We start from the raw sequence: 18197 nt of genomic DNA on the forward strand, positions 1-18197 counted from the left end.
TTTGAAGTAAAGCTGCCGGCTTTTTTGTGTCTGGCTGATTATGTTCAGCGCTTTAATCCACTAACGTGTACAACACGTTACGCGTTATTGACCAATGCTGGACGCATAGGCAGCGGCTTTTCACTTAATACTTGCTCAGGCATGGTTACCCACAAACTTTCAGGGAGTGCTGGCTCTTCTGCCTTGTACTGAGACAATGCGAAGTAATTCATAGCCACCCGCAAACGTTTAAGCGCGGTGCATTCATTCACTTCTTGGTCGATAACAAACACGCCCCATTTACGCATTTGTATGCCTAGATTATCACTGCTAGTAATACGAATAACCGGCGCAGCCAGTACCATTCCAATTAACACAGGTAGCAACCACATAAATAACGATGGTGTGTAATAAAATGTAGTCACACCCCAAATTACGGCTAAACAACTCATAATTTGAGTATGCTTAAAGGCCACACTCCAAGGTACTTTTTTACCTTCACGTTCTTGTGCTTCCCATTTAACAGAATGACCAACAAAAACACTGATCACAAAGAAGCTATGATAAAACATCATTAACGGTGCAATAAGAATGGCCATTGTAATTTCTAATGCAGAACTTTTCAGTAACGAAAAGGTGCCACCAAACTCTTCTCTGCGTTTGATAAGCGCCAATACTATCCCTAGTACTTTAGGTAAAAATAACAACGCAGCTGTACCCCACATTGTGACCATCATCATATCTTGACGGGCTACCTGCCAGCTTGGGAATAACTGATATTCAGAGGTAAAGAAATCTGGAACAGACGTAGCACGGATGAGTGCATCAGCTGTACCTAGCGCTAGCATACAAAACAGTATTAGTGATGAAATATAGGCAAACGCACCAAATAAGAAGTGAAGACGGTTAGCCGCTTTCAGGCCTTTCACGTTCAGCAAACCTAAATGCTGAATGTTACCTTGTACCCAACGACGATCACGAATAGCGTAATCGACAACGTTGCTAGGGACTTCTTCATAGCTGCCCGTGGTATCGGTCAGTAAATAGGCCTGCCAGCCTGCACGGCGAAGTAGCGCAGCTTCAACAAAGTCATGACTTAAAATTTCACCACCAAACGGGGCGCTGCCTTCTAATTTAGGTAAACCACAATGCTGCATAAAGGGCGCAATGCGAATAATCGCGTTATGACCCCAATAGTTGGCGCTATCGGTTTGCCAAAATGACAAACCTGTTGCCAGCATTGGGCTGTAAAGGTGCGCAGCAAATTGTACAAAGCGGCCAAAGAAGGTATTTTGACGTACCGGCATAGGGATAGTTTGTACTAATGCGGTATCTGGGTTTTGTTCAATACGGCGGGCTAAATCTAACATTCGCTCGCCAGTCATAATACTATCGGCATCTAATACAATCATAGATTCGTAGTTCGCGCCCCAGCGTTCGCAAAATTCTTTTAAGTTACCCACTTTGCGATGAAGGTTCTTTTCCCGGCGACGATAAAATACCTGCGACGCGTAGCTGCCTAAACGCTTGGTCATACGTTGCCACGCGCGAAGCTCGGCATCTGCTTTGTTTTGATCCCGTGTGTCACTTAGCATATAAAAATCGAAATGATCAGCTTGTGGCGTATTCATTAACTCACGGACACACGCTTCAAAACCCACCATAATTCGGCGCGTATCTTCATTGTATACAGGCATTACCACCGCATGGCGCTGAGTTAACTGTGTGGCTTCATCAGGCTTACTTTGCTTTTTACGTAAGCTTAAAGGGTCAATATTAAACAGTTGTAGTACAAAACCGATAATACCGGTCCAAAAGGCCATACACAGCCAAGCGAACAACATTAGGCCTAATCCAAGCTGGGCCATCTCAAGTTTAGTTAACCCATTAGGAAGAAAAATTTCATAAAGGCTCCAACCGGCCAAAGCCGTACTCGGAAGCACTAACATTGCCATTATAAATAAGCGCATGTGCTCTCCTGTCGTGATGAATCGATCACGCTTTGTTGAGGATTTAGGGGAAATGGAAGCATTACTTGGGTTGATAGACATAATTCCAAACCTCACTGATACGTTTGCCATCTAGCTCGATATAAGCACGCATATCTACCGTGCTTTTGTCTTTGGGCATAAGAAGAAAAGTGGCGCGCCATTCTTTACCTTCATTAACGGGGTAAAGGCGCTGCTGAGAAATTGCACCATTGCTACCTTGCACAATAAGCTTGGTAGTGTCTGGGTTGAAGCTTGTAGCCGTATTTTCATTAGCTGACAATTCAGGTGCTGCCAGTTCCGGCGATGAGAAGTCAGGAGAAGAGAAATCAACAATAAAGCGGCGCTGAGCCTGCTTTGTTTCATCTTTCACTTTCTCGCCAGGTAACGACGGTTTACTTTGGCGTGTACGAATAACGGTTGCTAACTCGCTAACAACGGGGTTTCGCTCTACTGTTTTTAAGGTATACGCAAAATAACGAGATTCACCGCTAAGTAATGGCGCTTCAGGCACCCAGTACGCCACAATATTGTCGTGCGTCTCTGAGTTAGTCGGTATTTCTACCACCTCTAAGCGACCTTTCTCGAACCCTTCGGTGGGCGTTACCCAAAGGCCTGGGCGAATATGATAGTTTGCTTCACCATCTAAGTAGTTACCCCACTCGCCATCGCGCTGTAACATGCCAAAACCTTTTGGCGCGCTGTCACTTAACGAAGTAATTTGTAGTTTTGCTGGGTTAGTCAATGGACGCCAAATCTCTTCATCTGCATGTGTCACCATTAATACACCGTCGCTGTCATGTACTTCAGGGCGATAGTCGTCTGAGCGCTTTTCACTGTTTTCGCCATAAAGAAACATGCTGGTAAAAGGGGCGACACCTAGCTTTTCTACATCTTCGCGGGCAAACAACCAGCTTTTCACATCTACTTGTGTATCTATGCCTGGCTCAATGACAAACTTGTACGCACCGGCCACTGACGGACTTTCCAGTCGAGCATAAATCGTAATAGGCTGGCCTTCTTTAGGCTCAATAAGCCAAAATTCAGTAAAGTGAGGAAATTCTTCCCCTTTCGTTAGGGCAGTATCAATGGCAAGCCCTCGAGCAGAAATACCATATACTTGGTTCTTACCCACTAGACGAAAATAAGAGGCCCCTAAAAATACGGCAAACTCATCTTTATAGGCTTCATTTTTCAATGGGTAATGAACCCGAAAGCCTGCAAACCCCGTTTTATCGTTGGTCAGCCCTGCTAACGGCGCAGCTTTGTCGTCATAGCGGAACATGTCACTAGAAAAGGGAATACGCTGAGCGCTATTAGATTCATCGATAGTGTGAACTGTCACAGGTAGCTCATAAAGAAAGCCAGGATGAAAAAACTGCACTTCGTAGTCGTTCTCGCCATTCCACAGGCTTTTTTCAGGATTAAAGCGGATAGCCCGATAGGTTTGATAATCAATTGATTTTAATCCGTCATCGAGACCATGATCGTTTTGCTCATAGCTTTCCTCGGCAGACGCTTTTGCGGCGTCGATAACAGATTGAAGAATAGGGGATGCATCACGAGGTTCGTTGCTATTACTCACCCCTTCAGCATTAATCACTGGCGCGACTAATAATGACAACGCACTGGTAATCACAACCGCAACGCGAGAGAAAAGTGACCTGGAGCGTCGCTTAGTTACTTTGCTGACGCTCTTCACGCCATCAAAGCGGCCTTGTTTAAACTCTTGGTGCATGTCGTAATCTCCGTGAATTAGGGCTATGCCAAAACGCGTTCAAAAAAGCCACCAGCTAACTCCGTAGATGAATGCCCAAAGGTGCTTTTTTGATAGGAACCTCGCTTACCCATAAAGGAAGAAGAACTGGGTAGCGAATTAACCGCGCTTGAACTCATTAAGAGCAGTTGCAAAGAATGATCCAACTTATCTAAAAGAGGTTGAATAACCATCAAACGTCATCTTTTCAAACATTTACAAAAGTACTTTTTGAATTTAAGCGCCATCTTTCACTGTGTAAAAACGTACCAGTCATTAGACGAAAGGATATAGTGTTGTTTTTTAGATACACATTTAGCAGATTTTGTTGTTCAGATAATCAACACTATTTGATAAATCTATTCCGGAGATAAAAAGCAGCTTTAGGTAAAAACCGCTATCTTTCTGTATGTTAAAGAAAAATCGTCTATTTAACCATCAGTTCATATCGTGATTGGCAAACCCTTTGCAAAACTAACTTCAGATTTAACGATGGAATTCGCGATACTTGTTTGCACATCACGATGCACAGGTTCGCAAAATTTGAAGCGCAGGTATTTTTTCTTTCTGCGATAAATAGGAGTTTTTTCAAATGCGCAAAGCAATCACTTTACTTACAGCACTTACCGCTACCGCAGCCTCTTTTGCAACGTTAGCCGAGTCTCCAGACTGGCGTTATGTAGAAGGCGGCTATAGCAAGATGGATTTTGACGATAACGAATCGTTCGAACCCGATGGTTTCGTACTAAGCAGCAAATATCTATTAAACAGCAACATTTACTTAAACGGTGAATACAGCAACTTTGAAGAAGGCAGCTTCGATTTCGATATGCTAACCCTAGGTGCTGGTTACAGAATGCCACTTAACGCCACTACCGATGCATATTTCGGCGCCAACTTTGAGCGTATCGATGGCGATTTCGATGATGAGACGGGCTACAGTGTGAATGCTGGCGTTCGTTCTATGGTGACTGAGCAGGTTGAGCTTCTAGGCGAAGTAGGCTACTACGACGTTGAAGATGGCGATGCCACGTTCAAAGTAGGCGCGAACTATTACATCACCCCTCAATGGGCCGTGGGTGCCAACTACAAGCTTATGGATGACTTAGACGTCATGCAGGTAACTGCACGCTACAGTTTCTAAACCTTTCTCGTTTTGGGATGCTCTCCTGATGAAAGGTAGCCGGGTCACTCGCCCGGCTTTTTTTATTCTTCAATTTACGTACAAGCTCTGTTTTAAGCAGCAGGTATACCTACTCTTCTTCAGCAGACTCACTTTGGGATGTCACATCGCCTTTTGGTCTGATATCCACGCTCTCGTGAAGCTCTGAATACACTAGCACGGCCTCACCACTTTTAAGCGCATCTAATACCTGTGTCACTTTGGTTTCCATAGTGACGTCTTCAGCGCCGTATTCTGTGCCTTCTCGCAGCACAAATGCTTCCACTAAACTATGTAGGGTTTCGGTATCAACCGCGTCGATTGGAATTATCATCTCTGCCTCCAGAAAAAAGTGAGCTCACGCTAACGATTAAGCATGAGATAAAGCCAGCTAACGTGCAAACAAGATAGGAAACTTACACGTAGGGCGTGGTGGGGTTAATGGGCAGTACATCGCTAACGTACCTTTTTACCCTTTCATGAAGCCACACTTTAGGGCTAAACACCGAACCTTGCATAAAGCCAACATGGCCACCACGCTCACTGAGTTCAAGGGTAACATTGCGTGCTAATTCTTCTTCTTTAGGCACCACTAAATGGTTCATAAAGGGGTCATCAATACTGTGTAATACAAGCGTAGGGCAATGAATAGCGCTCAAGAAGTGGTACGCACTGCACTTCTCGTAATAGTCGTTCGCGTCTTCGAAACCATGCAAGGGCGCTGTGACTTTTTCATCAAATTGCGCAAAACTGGAAATGCCATCAACATCATCACCCGTTAATTGGATAAGTTTACGATAGTCGATAAACGACATTTTCTTTCGTAGCGTGGTTTTTATGCTGTTTAAGAGGTATTTCTGATACACCCGCGAGAAACCGTGGTTAATTGATTTGGCACACTCAGACAGCTTCAACGGTGACGATATAGCAATAGCCGCATTCAGCCACTTTTGCGCGGGGTTCTCACCAAGCAGCTTTAACAGCATGTTACCACCAAGCGAAAAGCCCACAGCAACTTTAGGGAGTTGGGGGAATTTTTGGTTTAGCCAATCAAGAAAAAAGCTCGGATCGCCAGTCTCGCCAGAATGGTAGCCTCTTGGCTTTAGGTTCGGAACACCGCTACAGCCACGATAGTGCATCATCACCACTTGCCAGCCATTTACCGATAAATTGGCCATCATATCATTGGCGTAATGTGAACGAATGCTGCCTTCAAGGCCATGGAACATCACAATAATGCCCGAAGGCTCTGCGGGCTTTGGCCCCCATGCAACGTCGACAAAATCGTCATCTGGCAATGTTAGGCGTTCCATGCTGTATTTTAGCGGTAAGCGTTTTTGAATGAAGCGTGGCCATATAGTTTGAACATGACGGTTCTTTGCCCAACTTGGTACCCGAAAGCTGCTTTTTATAATCTTTCCATGCGATAACGCGATTTTGCTCATGATGTTTTCTTATTTTTTTCTACGACAATTGCTTAAGTAACTGGCTAATTAATTCACGGGCTTCCTGTTTTTCTCGTAGCTTATACCCATTAATAAGTGCAGCGATAGAGGCATTGAACACACCTGACATACTAGAGGCGCCTGAGGGCAAGGACGCTAAACCAAGGCTATTAACCGTTTCTACAATAATAGCTTGTTGCGCTTTTTCTAATTCCAGCTCGTCATCTTTTAGCTGATTGTATTTCGCTAAGGCCTGCGGGTAGTTTGCATCTTGTTTGTCTTCTGGCTTCGCTTGCTTTCGCTCAAGTCGATGTTGCTTAAGAGCGTGCTCTGATGCTTCAACGGCGTTTATCACCGCGTTTAACTGAGGCAAATTAATAATGAAGCCATGTTCAATACACCAGCATATCAACAATAGTATGTTTACGTTCACACCATGGCGGTCTTGCAACAAAATGGCAAGTGGCGCTACGTCGCCTTTGCCATAGCGACTACCTGCGTATTGCCAAAAATCTTCTGCATTTACAATCGCATTACTGTGCTTCATAGCTTGCGCGCTGCGCCTCCATTTGCTCTTGTGCATCGAGCCATTGCATCTCTTCTTCTTCAAGCTCCTGAGTGAGCTTTGCCTGTTTATCTAACAGTTGCATCAGCTCGGCTTTCTTATCATCGTTATACAAACTTGTATCTGATAACGATGCTTCAAGGGTTTTCAACTCGTCTGAACATTTGTCCATGGCCTTTTCGTGCTTCTCTAAGGCTTTTTTCAGTGGTGCGACTTGCTTTCTAAACTCTGCTTCTCGGCGCTTTTCTTCTTTACGATCGATTTTACGCTCGCTAACAGCGCTTGCGTCTTCATTTAACGCTTTCGCATCGCTGTTCGCTTTGGCTTTTTCGGCGGCTTGTTGCTTTAAAATCCAGTCGCGGTAGTCGTCTAAGTCGCCAGTGAACGCCGCCACTTCGCCGCTATCTACTAAGTAAAAGTCTTCGCATACCGATGAGAGTAAAAATCTATCGTGCGATACCAACACCATGGCACCCTCAAAGCCTTGTAGCGCAATATTCAACGCATGACGCATTTCTAAATCAAGGTGGTTGGTAGGCTCATCGAGCAATAACAAGTTTGGCTTTTGATACACAATAAGCGCTAACACTAACCGCGCTTTTTCGCCACCAGACATAGGCGCAACAGCTGAAAGCGCTTCATCGCCGTTAAAGCCAAAACCGCCTAAATAATCTCGCAATTGCTGTTCGGTAGCTTTTTCGTCTATGCGCTGTAAGTGCAAAATAGGCGTGGCGTTAGGGTCGAGAGTTTCTAATTGATGCTGAGCAAAGTAACCAATCTTGAGGCCTTTAGCAGTATCGAAAACGCCTTGTTTCGGGGCATGTACACCAGCTAACAACTTGATAAGAGTAGATTTACCTTGGCCGTTTCGCCCCAATAGACCAATACGGCTTCCTGGCACCAAGTTAAGCTTCACTTGCTGCAATACAATATGGTCATCATAACCTAACTGTACGTGCTCCATTTGCACCAGGGGGTTAGGCAGTGCAGCAGGCGGTACGAACTCAAAACTGAATGGGCTAGCCGCATGAGCTGGCAACAGCGTTTCCATTTTTTCAAGTTGCTTAATGCGGCTTTGCGCTTGCTTGGCTTTACTCGCTTTGGCCTTAAAGCGGGTAATAAAAGAGGTTAAATGCGCCACTTTTTGCTGCTGCTTTTCAAACTCTATATTTTGTAAACGAAGTCGTTCGGCACGCTGCCTTTCAAAGGCAGAATAGTTACCGGTATAGGTAATTAGCTGTTGCTGCTCAACACTAATAATTTGCGCTACCGTGTTATCAATGAACGCTTTATCGTGAGAAATGAGCAGCAAGGTACCTTCGTAGCGCTGCAGCCACTTTTCTAGCCAAATAACGGCATCTAAATCTAAGTGGTTTGTGGGCTCATCTAGCAACAATAGGTCAGAGGGGCATAGCAGTGCTTGCGCCAAGTTAAGACGCATACGCCAACCACCAGAGAAATCAGTAACCGGTGCGGTAAGCTGAACGTTGGTAAAGCCCAGCCCTGATAGAATAGTCGCGGCTCTTGCTTCTACATCGTAAGCGCCAGCTTGCTCTAGTTGGCCATGAATTTTACCAATCAATACGCCGTCTTCATCTTGCTCAGCTTGGTGAAGCTGTGCTTGTAAACGGCGAAGATTTCTATCACCATCAATAACGTACTCTATTGCACGTCTGTCGGTGGCAGGGGTTTCTTGTGCAACACTCACTATACGCCAATCAGCAGGTACTACACAGTCGCCTGCATCTACTGACATTTCGTTACGCAGTAAGGAAAACAGGGTCGATTTACCACAGCCATTGCTCCCTATAAGGGCGACTTTATGGCCTGGAAATACCTGCGCCGATGCACTTTCTAGCAGTACTTTTCTGCCACGCATTAGCGATACGTTGGTAAGCTTTATCATTCATAACCTTCGCGGGAACAATTTAGGTCGCGTATAATAGCAAATTCCTATCAAAATCTGATCAGGAAATGGCTTTTCACGGTATAATACTGAGTAAATTACGTTAAGAGAGCTGCAATGCAAAAATCGATTAAACGCCGCTTCGTTGCAGGCGCTACCTGCCCAAAATGCCAAGCGTTAGACACTATCTCGCTATATTACGAAAATAACGTAGAAAAGCTAGAGTGCGTGGCTTGTGGTTACAATGAAGCGCAAACCGAAGAACAAGTGAATGCCGCCACCCGCGAAAACGAAAACGTGATTGGCATTTTCAAACCTCACTAGTTCGCGGTTGCATCCATCACGTTTGTGTCACTTCTGATTTCACTGTTCACGCTATTACCATTAGCGCCAGTGTACTACTCATAAGCAGTAACTATTACGCATTCTGTGAAGATCCCGCCCACATTCGGCGTATCTTTACATTATGCAGTGTTAAAAAGCGCCATCTTCCATCACATTAACTCACTGATAGAAAAGAGTTATTCAACCTCACCACATTTACATTAGGCTGACTTTGGGCGGCATAAATCTTGAAATACTCTTTGAAAGGAGTATTTATGAAAACCGCAAATCGTTACTTATTTATTTCACTCGCCATTGTACTTGGGTTGCTCATTATCATTCGTATGAGCATGCCTTATGCGGCTCAGTGGTATATCAATAAAACACTCAGTCAGCCGGGTGAATACAGCGGCCGAGTAGGTGACGTAGATTTAATGCTATGGCGCGGTGCTTATAGTTTAGAGCATGTGTTGTTGTACAAGTCTAACGGACAAGTAGACAAGCCTTTGTTTCGCGCCGATAAGGTTGAGTTCACATTGAACTGGAGCCAACTTATCAAAGGGGCCGCAAGCGGTACTGTAAACCTTACTCGTCCTGAAATTAATTTTGTCGATGGTGCCACCAGTGATAACAGTCAAGCCGGTAAAAACGAAGATTGGCTCAACATTGCAAATCAACTATTCCCATTAAGTATCGATAAACTCAGTGTTTCAGATGGGAAAATTGGTTTTTATAACCCTGAAACCTCGCCTGTTATTGATATCTCGCTGCACGATATCCAAGGTGAAGTCACGAATCTAGTGAATAGCGATGCGTTATCTGACAATCGGGTGGCTAACGCTACAGTGAGCGCACAAACTGCCCAGCAAGGTACACTGAACCTTAAAGCAAAGCTTAACCCTGCCACACAAAATCCCACTTTCGATCTCAATCTTCAAGCCGACAATGTGGCACTAATTAACTTTAAGAACCTGCTGGATACCTACGCGCCATTCGACCTAGAGGCTGGCTCACTTACGCTGGCTGCCGAAGTCGCTGCCGATGATGGAAAAGTAAAGGGTTACATAAAACCCATTTTGCACCATGTGGAAGTATTTTCATGGAAGGGCGATATTGAACGAGATGGCGATGGATTTCTTGAAGGTACCGTAGAGCTATTATCGGCTTTTATTACTGAGATATTTGAGAACCAAAGTGAAGATCAAGTCGCTACTCGCATTCCGATTGAAGGGGATTTGAGTAGCCCAGATACCGATGTATTTAGTGCGCTGGGCGCCATTATCAAAAACGCTTTTATCAAAGCAATCAGCGGCGACATTGAAGAGTCGGTAGAGCTGGAAACCTTATCTGAACCCGCATTGCCTGATTCAACCAACACCACTGAATCAGACAGTCAAAGCACGTCACCTGATACGCGCTAGCTTTCTATGCCCTAGCGCTCTGCGCCCTAATACAACAAGCCTTTTCGTTACATCAAGACTCGCTAATGTTTCGAAAGCTAATATTAGGGTTCGGGTTATTAATAATGGGGAGGCGGTGTTTCTTCTGAGTCTTTGGCCATGTTCGAAGGCTCAATTGACTTAACCTTGTCGATAACGTGGCGTAACTTATAGGTAAGCTCATCTAGTTGTTGCTGCTGCGAAGACAGCGCTTCGTTTAAAGCTTCAATAGTATGCTCTTGAAACGCTATTTTCGTTTGGAGCTCTTCAATACTGTTGTTCGTACTATCGAGTTCTACCCGAAATGCGACACTGTCAGTACCGCTATTTTTATCTGTCATAATCTACTCTATTTACTGCGCTGCCATACTTCGGCAAGACCACTGCTACTTTCTGTCACAATATTACCATCGGACATAAAGCCAACGCCATAAACAACTGCAGTTGGCGGTGAAACAGTGTCTCGTGATGCAACCTGCCAAGCGTCAACTTCCTTTCCACTATTCAAATCCCATAAATACACTTGGCGTGATGGTGAGCCTGTTAGCAAATACTTACCATCATCAGAAAATACAGCATCAGTGAAGATTTTTTGTCTCGCAATAAAACTCAGCCCACTAATGGCCTCGCCAGTTTGCACGTTCCACACTTGTGATTTGCTTTGGCTATCGGCAGTAAAGGCAAAACGGCCTTTGTCGTCTAACGCCACTTTGGTTACCCGAGAAGGGTGCGTGAAGGTATGAATTATTTGCCCTGTATCTGTGCTCCATAAATACGCGATATAGTCGTTGCCACCAGTGAGCGCAAACTTGCCATTCGGGGAAATATCAATAGAGTTCACTTTTTCTTGATGCCCTAAAAACTCTAGTCTGCGCTGCGTTTTAGGCTCAAAAAACATGACCTTACCATTCGAACGAGCCACTAAGATGCCATTACCGTTATTCGAGATGGCGACATCTCGAATAGACGCTTCGTCAATACGCCAAAAGCCAATTGGGTCGCCGGTTTCAATGCTCCACAGCGCAAACGCTTCTCTGTCGGCAGTGACAACATGAGTATTGTCGGCTGATATATGTAACGAAACGACTAAATTATTGCCTTCCCCTTGATGGCTCCATTGATATAAAGGGGTGTCTTCGCCTATTTGCCATACATTGATGCCATTATTGATACCTGATACAACGGAGATAGTGCCATCCGGCGATATATCAGCTGCATAGGCCCCTTCTTCAACGTGCCGCCATTGTTTAATTGGCGTGGTCTCAGGGAAGGTACATCCTATAGATCCACTTATTAATAAGGTGAGTAACAATAATCTGGGGAACATTTGAGCCCTAAACATAATCAAATAGGTTTCGCTTTGTGAATGCTAGGTTTAACATAGCATGGATCACGCATCTTTCACTATCGTGCAGACTGCCCTGGATGCAGCAGTTTAAACATAGACGCATGATGATAAAAATTTATGGAGACGTTTTATGCAGAAGTCGCTTGTTGCCTTATCTACTATTGCTGCCCTAGGCCTTTTTGCCTGTCAGCCAAATACCTCTGATGAGGCCGCTACTACCGGCACTGACATCGCTGAAACCGCCGATGTTTCGACAGAATCAATGACAGACGTACAAAAACAAGCGTACGCTATGGGTGCAAGTATGGGCTTGTTCGTGAGCAACCGCGCACAACAGCAAGAGCAACTGGGCTTTCCGCTAGATGAAGCGGCGTTGAAAGAAGGCTTTGAAGATGGCCTTAACGATACATTGAAATTTACCCCACAAGAAATTCAGCAAATTGCTCAGCAAGGCGAAGAAGTACTTCGTGCTAAGCAACAAGAAATGGCGCAAAAGGCCGCACAAGACAATATTGAAGCCGGCGCGGCGTATTTAGAAGAGAACGCTAAAAAAGATGGCGTAACCACCACCGAGACTGGCCTTCAGTATGAAGTGTTAGAAGAAGGTGAAGGCGCAAGCCCAGCGGCTGAAGACATCGTTAAAGTTCACTACCGTGGCACATTACTAGACGGTACTGAATTCGATTCCTCATACAAGCGTGGTGAGCCAGCTCAATTCCCACTTAACCAAGTTATTCCTGGTTGGACTGAAGGCGTGCAACTTATGAAAGAAGGCGCGAAGTACCGCTTCCATATCCCTTCTGACTTAGCCTATGGCGAACGTGCTACCGGTTCAATTACACCTAACTCAACGCTAATTTTCGACGTTGAATTGCTAGAAATCGTTGAAGAAGAAGCTGCTGAGTAATATCACGCCGCGCTTTAACGCCGAGTAGCGGCTACGCAATTGCGTTTGCCGTTGCTATTAAAAGCCGATACTTGTTTAAGTGTCGGCTTTTTTAATGCGTTAACTGACTGTAGTACTGGGAAAAACGGATAGAAGTGAAGGCTGCACCATAGACATCACTGCAGATACAGCAAATGCACACCTTACGCACAAGGTGTATTAGACAGTTGGCCATTCGATAACTCGCTTATTGTGCGGCCTATCGACAACTTATTTAAGTATGACGTGGTGGCGCGCGACGCCGTTCACGCTGCACTTTAAATACCGCAAAGTGATTTAACAGATATTGCCCAACCTTATACATCAATAAGCCAATCACGAGATACCCTGCGGTTATTAGGCTGTCCATACGTACGACAATATCAAGCAAGCCGTATAGCACCAATAACGCGCCAGTTAAAAACAACATGAAGCCTGCAATAGTGCCGCCCATTGAACTGTTAGTTACAGCTCTGCGCCTGTCTACAAGCTTTTTTTCCACCTTTCGTGCATCATCTTCCATTCGAGTTCCCGCTCATTAGCCGGTTATTATTTATACTGCGACAACAACCTAAAGGTTTATGTTCAATATTTACACAAAGTGGTTTAAATGGGAGATTTCGACGCATTTGTTTATTGCGTTCTATTAATTCACCCACATACACTAGCCATAAGATTTCAATTTAGCTAAATAATTGTGAAAACACCACTGATAACACGAAAAGGATATTTAAAGTTAAAACAGGAACTTGACCACTTGTGGCGGGTAGAACGGCCTGAGACCACCCGAAAGGTAACGTGGGCTGCTAGTTTAGGTGATCGGAGTGAAAACGCAGATTACCAATATAATAAGAAAAAATTACGTGAAATCGACAGGCGCGTACGTTACTTACGTAAGTGTTTGGAAAACCTAAAAGTTGTAGATTATAGTCCCCAGCAGGAAAATAAAGTTTATTTTGGTGCTTGGGTAGAAATCGAAAACGAACAAGGGCAGGTGCTAGAACTTCGCCTTGTGGGTTACGATGAAATATTTGGCCGTCGAGATTATATTTCTATCGACTCTCCTATGGCTCGAGCCCTAGTGGGGAAAGAAGAAGATGATGATGTTACGGTAAAAACTGAAACAGATGTAAAAGAATGGTGGATAAACCGTATCTGGTACGATCCAACCGATAAACTGTAATAAAGTTAAAACGTTTTCCATGAATACTGACCATACAAACAGGCTTCTCCTGACCCGTCGCGGTGGTATAATTGCCGCCAGTTATTCCAACTAAAATGAAAGCGGTGTAAAAAGGCTAATGCTAGCCCCTACATCCTTATTTGCTATTGCCTAGAGCGTATTATGATTATTAACAAAATTGCCGAAGAACTTGCCGTACAAACTTCCCAAGTCAGTGCTGCGGTTAAGCTTCTTGATGAAGGTTCAACGGTGCCGTTTATTGCACGTTACCGTAAAGAAGCCACTCAAGGGCTAGACGACACTCAGTTACGTACGCTTCAGCAACGTCTTACTTACCTTCGTGAACTAGAAGACAGACGCCAAGTCATCTTAAAATCTATTGATGAACAAGGAAAACTGTCTGATGAGTTGAAGCGCAATATAACCGGCGCTGACAGTAAGACCACATTGGAAGACTTATACTTACCCTTTAAGCCTCGTAGACGCACCAAAGGTCAAATAGCCATTGAAGCAGGCCTTGAAGGCTTAGCAGATACCTTATTTGCTAACCCTGACCAATCTATCGACGAATTAGCTGCTGAATATGTTAATGCCGAAAAAGGCGTGGCTGATACTAAAGCCGCGCTTGAAGGCGCTCGCTTTATTTTAATGGAACGGTTTGCTGAAGATGCGGCACTGCTTGGTAAAATTCGTAACTACCTTGTTGAAAACGCACATATTAAAAGCACAGTAGCAAACGGTAAAGCGCAAGAAGCGGTTAAGTACAAAGACTATTTTGAACACAGCGAAAAATACAAAAATGCACCCTCACATCGCGCCCTTGCTATGTTTCGTGGTCGTAACGAAGGCATGTTGAATATTCAACTTGATGCCGACCCGCAGCAAGATGATGCCAGTGCGCCTTCTCACTGTGAACACCTTATTGCTAGCCACTACAATATTATGCACCGTCAACGTCCTGCCGATGATTTCTTAACGCAAGTAGTGCAGTGGGCGTGGAAAATTAAAATCGCCTTACACATGGAAACTGAGTTATTCAGTAGCCTTCGTGAACGCGCTGAAGAAGAAGCGATTGAGGTGTTTGCTAAGAACCTTAACGATTTGCTAATGGCCGCTCCTGCTGGCGCTAAGACCACCATGGGTCTTGATCCTGGTCTGCGTACGGGAGTGAAAGTCGCCATCGTTGATAAAACAGGTAAAGTTGTCGCTAAAAATACCATCTTCCCCCATGCGCCTCAGAATCAGTGGGACAAGTCACTGCGTACCCTCACCACTATATGTAAGCAACATAAAGTTGAGCTTATTAGTATAGGTAATGGTACAGGCTCCCGCGAAACCGATAAGCTTGTCGGGGAAATGCTTAAAAATAACCCAGAGCTAGGTGCACAAAAAATCGTGGTAAGCGAAGCCGGCGCCTCGGTTTATTCAGCCTCTGAATTAGCCTCAAACGAGCTACCTGATTTGGACGTGTCTATACGTGGTGCAGTTTCAATTGCTCGTCGTTTGCAAGACCCGCTAGCCGAGCTTGTAAAAATTGAACCTAAAGCCATTGGTGTAGGCCAATATCAGCATGACGTTAGCCAAAGCCAGTTAGGTAAATCTCTCGACCGCGTTATTGAAGACTGTGTAAATGCTGTGGGTGTAGATTTAAATACGGCCTCACCCGCGCTACTTAGTTATGTGTCTGGGTTAAACAAGACGCTGGCAAATAACATTGTGCATTTTAGAGATACTAATGGCGCCTTCGACAATAGAAAAGCACTAATGAAAGTCGAGCGTTTGGGGCCAAAAGCCTTCGAACAAGCCGCTGGATTCTTACGTATTGTAAATGGAAGTAACCCGCTAGATGCGTCTGCGGTTCACCCCGAAGCTTACCCTGTGGTTGATAAAATTGTGGATACGGCCGCAGTAGCGGTTAACGATCTTATCGGTAACACAGAGCTACTAAAAACCTTATCGCCTGATACCTTTACCAGTGATGCTTTCGGCTTACCCACGGTAAAAGATATTTTAAGTGAGCTTGATAAGCCAGGCCGCGATCCTCGCCCTGAGTTTAAAACTGCCACCTTTAAAGAAGGGGTAGAGACCATTAAAGATCTTACCCCGGGTATGATTTTAGAAGGCGTGGTGAGCAACGTTGCTAACTTTGGCGCATTCGTGGATGTTGGTGTACACCAAGATGGTTTAGTGCATATTTCAGCGCTAACCAACAAGTTCATTTCAGATCCACGGGATGTAGTGAAAGCAGGAGACATCGTTAAAGTTAAGGTGCTTGAGGTAGACGTACCACGTAAGCGTATATCGTTTACTATGCGTTTAGAAGATACCCCAACCTCGTCGAATCAAGCAGACAAAAGCAATAACAGCAATGGCGCTGCTAACGCAAAGTCTAATGGGAATCCACGAACTAATGGGTCTCAGCGTGGTAATCCTCGCGCAGATAAGCCCCACAAGCGTGGTGGCGGACAAAGCCAGCAGCAAAACAGTGCTATGGGTAATGCCTTTGCCGATGCGTTCGCTAAAGCAAAGAAATAACGCCTAACGCCATTGTTTACTCGCGCGATTATAATTTTAAAGCCAGCATACATGCTGGCTTTTTTGTATCTATCCAATGGAAGTTTGTATTTATGAGAGTGGTGCTGTTAAGAATACATGTTGTTGGTCGTGGGCGGTAAGCGGGGCTAAATAAGCGCTATAAGTATTAAGTGATAGGCACCAAACCCTAGGCGCTAGCGGAAAAACCTTCACGTACTGGTGTATAGGCTTGCGTGTAGAAATTTTGGATGCGGCCAATACGGGCTGAATTGGCTTGGCTTTCTTGGTCACTGCCGCTATTGGCTTCATCTTGTAAGGCTTGGTCACCAAATGCTAATGAGCGCGTATCAAAACCACCACCAATCTCATTTGAAGCTTCACTAGTACTTTGTGCTCCTTGGCTCGCGGCGCTTGGTGATCCTTGGCTTACAGCATCTTGCTCAACCGTTTGCGCTTGTAAAACAGCTTCGTCTAATGCCCTTGTAGGGCGTTCAACACCCGCATTATCGGTAATTTCATCAATATCAGGGGGCGTGATATCTGATGCGCTAGGCGATACCGATGATGTTGTAGCGTTGTCTTCAGCGATTTCGCTGCGAGCTTCAAACGATTTTTGGGTAGCTTCTGCTGCCACTTTTAAATCTTGTGCCGAAGGCTCAGCTGGGGCGAGTGCAGCAGCACGTACTTGCTGCATTTTACGAAGGGTTTCTTCAGGGCTATTTAGTTCAGAAATATCAATAGACACTTCACCATCGGTAACATAACGCTTGTTATCTGGCCCAGTGGTATATTCGTATTGCGGCGACCCAGCGTATTGTCCACCCGCAGCGGCATGCGCCTGTTCGTGAGTACGGACCTCTTGATCACGTGCCTCTAAATTACTTATCTCTTGCTGTTCTTCTGTTTGCTGTTCAGACTGTGAGGCTTGCTGTTGGCTTGATTCCCGTTGGCTTGATTCCTGTTGATCGTGGGCATTTTGTTTACCCGCGCTTTCATCAGAGCCATTGTCTTTTTGTTCGCCAAACACGCTTTCAAACGCGCTTTGCAGTTCAGTTTGGACTTGGGGGCGATCGTAGGTAACAGGCGCAGGCGTTTGTCCCGGATTTCGAGCTTTGTCACTGTCCGAACCTAGGCCTTTTTGCGATGCCCCTTTCTCTGCATCTCCCGACTGAGGGATAGTTTCACGTAATGCATTGTCTCTTCTTGCAGACTCAGTATTAACGTTTGCAGTAGGGTACGCTATGGCCGTGAGGATAGGGGTAACAATGTTCACATTACACTCCTACACTACTACGCTAACGTATCGATTATGGTGCCTATGGTGTCATTTGCCACATCAAGCACCTTGGCGGAAGCCTGAGCATTGATACTGTTGATTTTCAATGACAACAGATTAGTGGTGACATCATCTTGGGAAGAGGGAAGTATATTGCGTACATTCTGTAAGCTTTGGGTGACAGGATTGGCTAAAACTGCTTGCGGATCTCGCTCTGCGTTCGTGGTTTGCTGGGCAATATTAGACGCAGCCTGCGTAATACCATTATTGGCATTCTGCAAACCAAATTGTCCGGACAAAATCGCGGAATTTATATTGTTACTATTTACACCTGATATACCAGACATACACTACCTCTACACTCTC

General features: G+C 44.9%; 17 protein-coding genes. 6 read left to right on the plus strand and 11 right to left on the minus strand.

Annotation, left to right across the window (positions count from 1 at the left end):
* Positions 1 to 77: 77 nt before the first annotated feature.
* Both mdoH and C7Y69_RS06075 read right to left on the minus strand, forming a co-directional pair.
* Entirely contained in the window at positions 78 to 2030 is a 1953-nt protein-coding gene (gene mdoH, locus C7Y69_RS06070) for a glucans biosynthesis glucosyltransferase MdoH (protein WP_041452640.1), read from the minus strand.
* Positions 2011 to 3705, minus strand: a complete 1695-nt coding sequence (locus tag C7Y69_RS06075) for a glucan biosynthesis protein (protein ID WP_126872117.1) — start codon at positions 3703 to 3705, stop codon at positions 2011 to 2013. Before C7Y69_RS06075 ends, mdoH begins: the two co-directional genes overlap by 20 nt.
* A gap of 610 nt (positions 3706 to 4315) precedes the next feature.
* On the opposite strand from C7Y69_RS06075, the gene C7Y69_RS06080 reads away from it, so the two are divergent.
* A complete protein-coding gene (locus C7Y69_RS06080; protein ID WP_126872118.1) occupies positions 4316 to 4867 on the plus strand; it encodes an outer membrane beta-barrel protein in 552 nt (183 codons plus the stop codon).
* A 109-nt stretch (positions 4868 to 4976) separates the two neighbouring features.
* Here C7Y69_RS06080 and C7Y69_RS06085 read toward each other — a convergent pair whose 3' ends face one another.
* The 4 genes from C7Y69_RS06085 to C7Y69_RS06100 all read right to left on the minus strand — a co-directional run bounded on the left by C7Y69_RS06085 (position 4977) and on the right by C7Y69_RS06100 (position 8801).
* Complete coding sequence (locus tag C7Y69_RS06085; protein WP_013786688.1) at positions 4977 to 5219, minus strand: YheU family protein; 243 nt, start codon at positions 5217 to 5219, stop codon at positions 4977 to 4979.
* An 82-nt stretch (positions 5220 to 5301) separates the two neighbouring features.
* Positions 5302 to 6330, minus strand: coding sequence for a hydrolase (locus C7Y69_RS06090; RefSeq protein WP_126872119.1), 1029 nt, complete (start codon positions 6328 to 6330; stop codon positions 5302 to 5304).
* A 19-nt stretch (positions 6331 to 6349) separates the two neighbouring features.
* Positions 6350 to 6877, minus strand: a complete 528-nt coding sequence (locus tag C7Y69_RS06095; RefSeq protein WP_126872120.1) for a TIGR02444 family protein — start codon at positions 6875 to 6877, stop codon at positions 6350 to 6352.
* On the minus strand, positions 6864 to 8801 hold the full coding sequence (locus C7Y69_RS06100; protein ID WP_126872121.1) for an ATP-binding cassette domain-containing protein: 1938 nt from the start codon (positions 8799 to 8801) through the stop codon (positions 6864 to 6866). Before C7Y69_RS06100 ends, C7Y69_RS06095 begins: the two co-directional genes overlap by 14 nt.
* A 117-nt stretch (positions 8802 to 8918) precedes the next feature.
* Between C7Y69_RS06100 and C7Y69_RS06105 the strand changes: the two genes are divergently transcribed.
* Positions 8919 to 9125, plus strand: a complete 207-nt coding sequence (locus tag C7Y69_RS06105) for a YheV family putative zinc ribbon protein (RefSeq protein ID WP_013786692.1) — start codon at positions 8919 to 8921, stop codon at positions 9123 to 9125.
* A 275-nt stretch (positions 9126 to 9400) separates the two neighbouring features.
* Positions 9401 to 10546 carry a DUF748 domain-containing protein gene (locus C7Y69_RS06110; protein ID WP_126872122.1) on the plus strand — a complete coding sequence of 382 codons (1146 nt, stop codon included), beginning with the start codon at positions 9401 to 9403 and terminating at the stop codon, positions 10544 to 10546.
* Between the two features lie 98 nt (positions 10547 to 10644).
* On the opposite strand, the gene C7Y69_RS06115 is transcribed toward C7Y69_RS06110, so the two are convergent.
* Both C7Y69_RS06115 and C7Y69_RS06120 read right to left on the minus strand, forming a co-directional pair.
* The gene (locus tag C7Y69_RS06115) at positions 10645 to 10905 is read right to left on the minus strand and encodes a SlyX family protein (protein ID WP_013786694.1); all 261 of its coding nucleotides are present in this window, start codon (positions 10903 to 10905) and stop codon (positions 10645 to 10647) included.
* An 8-nt stretch (positions 10906 to 10913) separates the two neighbouring features.
* Positions 10914 to 11846 (minus strand): WD40 repeat domain-containing protein, encoded by a 933-nt coding sequence (locus C7Y69_RS06120; RefSeq protein WP_126872146.1) that lies wholly within the window; start codon positions 11844 to 11846, stop codon positions 10914 to 10916.
* A 196-nt stretch (positions 11847 to 12042) separates the two neighbouring features.
* On the opposite strand from C7Y69_RS06120, the gene fkpA reads away from it, so the two are divergent.
* Positions 12043 to 12819, plus strand: coding sequence for an FKBP-type peptidyl-prolyl cis-trans isomerase (fkpA, locus tag C7Y69_RS06125; protein ID WP_013786696.1), 777 nt, complete (start codon positions 12043 to 12045; stop codon positions 12817 to 12819).
* A gap of 253 nt (positions 12820 to 13072) precedes the next feature.
* On the opposite strand, the gene C7Y69_RS06130 is transcribed toward fkpA, so the two are convergent.
* Positions 13073 to 13360, minus strand: a complete 288-nt coding sequence (locus tag C7Y69_RS06130) for a hypothetical protein (RefSeq protein WP_013786697.1) — start codon at positions 13358 to 13360, stop codon at positions 13073 to 13075.
* A 174-nt stretch (positions 13361 to 13534) separates the two neighbouring features.
* Here C7Y69_RS06130 and greB point away from each other — a divergent pair, with 174 nt between their 5' ends.
* Both greB and C7Y69_RS06140 read left to right on the plus strand, forming a co-directional pair.
* Positions 13535 to 14020: a transcription elongation factor GreB gene (gene greB / locus C7Y69_RS06135; RefSeq protein WP_126872123.1), complete on the plus strand. Its 486-nt coding sequence runs from the start codon at positions 13535 to 13537 to the stop codon at positions 14018 to 14020.
* Positions 14021 to 14182: 162 nt separating this feature from the next.
* Positions 14183 to 16555 (plus strand): Tex family protein, encoded by a 2373-nt coding sequence (locus C7Y69_RS06140; RefSeq protein WP_126872124.1) that lies wholly within the window; start codon positions 14183 to 14185, stop codon positions 16553 to 16555.
* 187 nt (positions 16556 to 16742) lie between these two features.
* Here the strand turns inward: C7Y69_RS06140 and C7Y69_RS06145 are convergent, their stop codons facing one another.
* Together C7Y69_RS06145 and C7Y69_RS06150 are read right to left on the minus strand one after the other, a co-directional pair.
* Positions 16743 to 17828, minus strand: coding sequence for a putative metalloprotease CJM1_0395 family protein (locus tag C7Y69_RS06145; RefSeq protein WP_126872125.1), 1086 nt, complete (start codon positions 17826 to 17828; stop codon positions 16743 to 16745).
* Between the two features lie 17 nt (positions 17829 to 17845).
* Positions 17846 to 18178, minus strand: coding sequence for a hypothetical protein (locus tag C7Y69_RS06150; RefSeq protein ID WP_013786715.1), 333 nt, complete (start codon positions 18176 to 18178; stop codon positions 17846 to 17848).
* Between the last annotated feature and the right edge of the window lie 19 nt (positions 18179 to 18197).

Source organism: Alteromonas sp. KS69, from assembly GCF_003989595.1.
Taxonomy (GTDB): domain Bacteria; phylum Pseudomonadota; class Gammaproteobacteria; order Enterobacterales; family Alteromonadaceae; genus Alteromonas; species Alteromonas naphthalenivorans.

Excerpts from the sequence above, each read along its gene's own strand:
- mdoH (WP_041452640.1), bottom strand. The coding sequence starts at position 2,030 with ATGTCTATCAACCCAAGTAATGCTTCCATTTCCCCTAAATCCTCAACA.
- C7Y69_RS06075 (WP_126872117.1), bottom strand. The coding sequence starts at position 3,705 with ATGCACCAAGAGTTTAAACAAGGCCGCTTTGATGGCGTGAAGAGCGTC.
- C7Y69_RS06080 (WP_126872118.1), top strand. The coding sequence starts at position 4,316 with ATGCGCAAAGCAATCACTTTACTTACAGCACTTACCGCTACCGCAGCC.
- C7Y69_RS06085 (WP_013786688.1), bottom strand. The coding sequence starts at position 5,219 with ATGATAATTCCAATCGACGCGGTTGATACCGAAACCCTACATAGTTTA.
- C7Y69_RS06090 (WP_126872119.1), bottom strand. The coding sequence starts at position 6,330 with ATGAGCAAAATCGCGTTATCGCATGGAAAGATTATAAAAAGCAGCTTT.
- C7Y69_RS06095 (WP_126872120.1), bottom strand. The coding sequence starts at position 6,877 with ATGAAGCACAGTAATGCGATTGTAAATGCAGAAGATTTTTGGCAATAC.
- C7Y69_RS06100 (WP_126872121.1), bottom strand. The coding sequence starts at position 8,801 with ATGATAAAGCTTACCAACGTATCGCTAATGCGTGGCAGAAAAGTACTG.
- C7Y69_RS06105 (WP_013786692.1), top strand. The coding sequence starts at position 8,919 with ATGCAAAAATCGATTAAACGCCGCTTCGTTGCAGGCGCTACCTGCCCA.
- C7Y69_RS06110 (WP_126872122.1), top strand. The coding sequence starts at position 9,401 with ATGAAAACCGCAAATCGTTACTTATTTATTTCACTCGCCATTGTACTT.
- C7Y69_RS06115 (WP_013786694.1), bottom strand. The coding sequence starts at position 10,905 with ATGACAGATAAAAATAGCGGTACTGACAGTGTCGCATTTCGGGTAGAA.
- fkpA (WP_013786696.1), top strand. The coding sequence starts at position 12,043 with ATGCAGAAGTCGCTTGTTGCCTTATCTACTATTGCTGCCCTAGGCCTT.
- C7Y69_RS06130 (WP_013786697.1), bottom strand. The coding sequence starts at position 13,360 with ATGGAAGATGATGCACGAAAGGTGGAAAAAAAGCTTGTAGACAGGCGC.
- C7Y69_RS06140 (WP_126872124.1), top strand. The coding sequence starts at position 14,183 with ATGATTATTAACAAAATTGCCGAAGAACTTGCCGTACAAACTTCCCAA.
- C7Y69_RS06150 (WP_013786715.1), bottom strand. The coding sequence starts at position 18,178 with ATGTCTGGTATATCAGGTGTAAATAGTAACAATATAAATTCCGCGATT.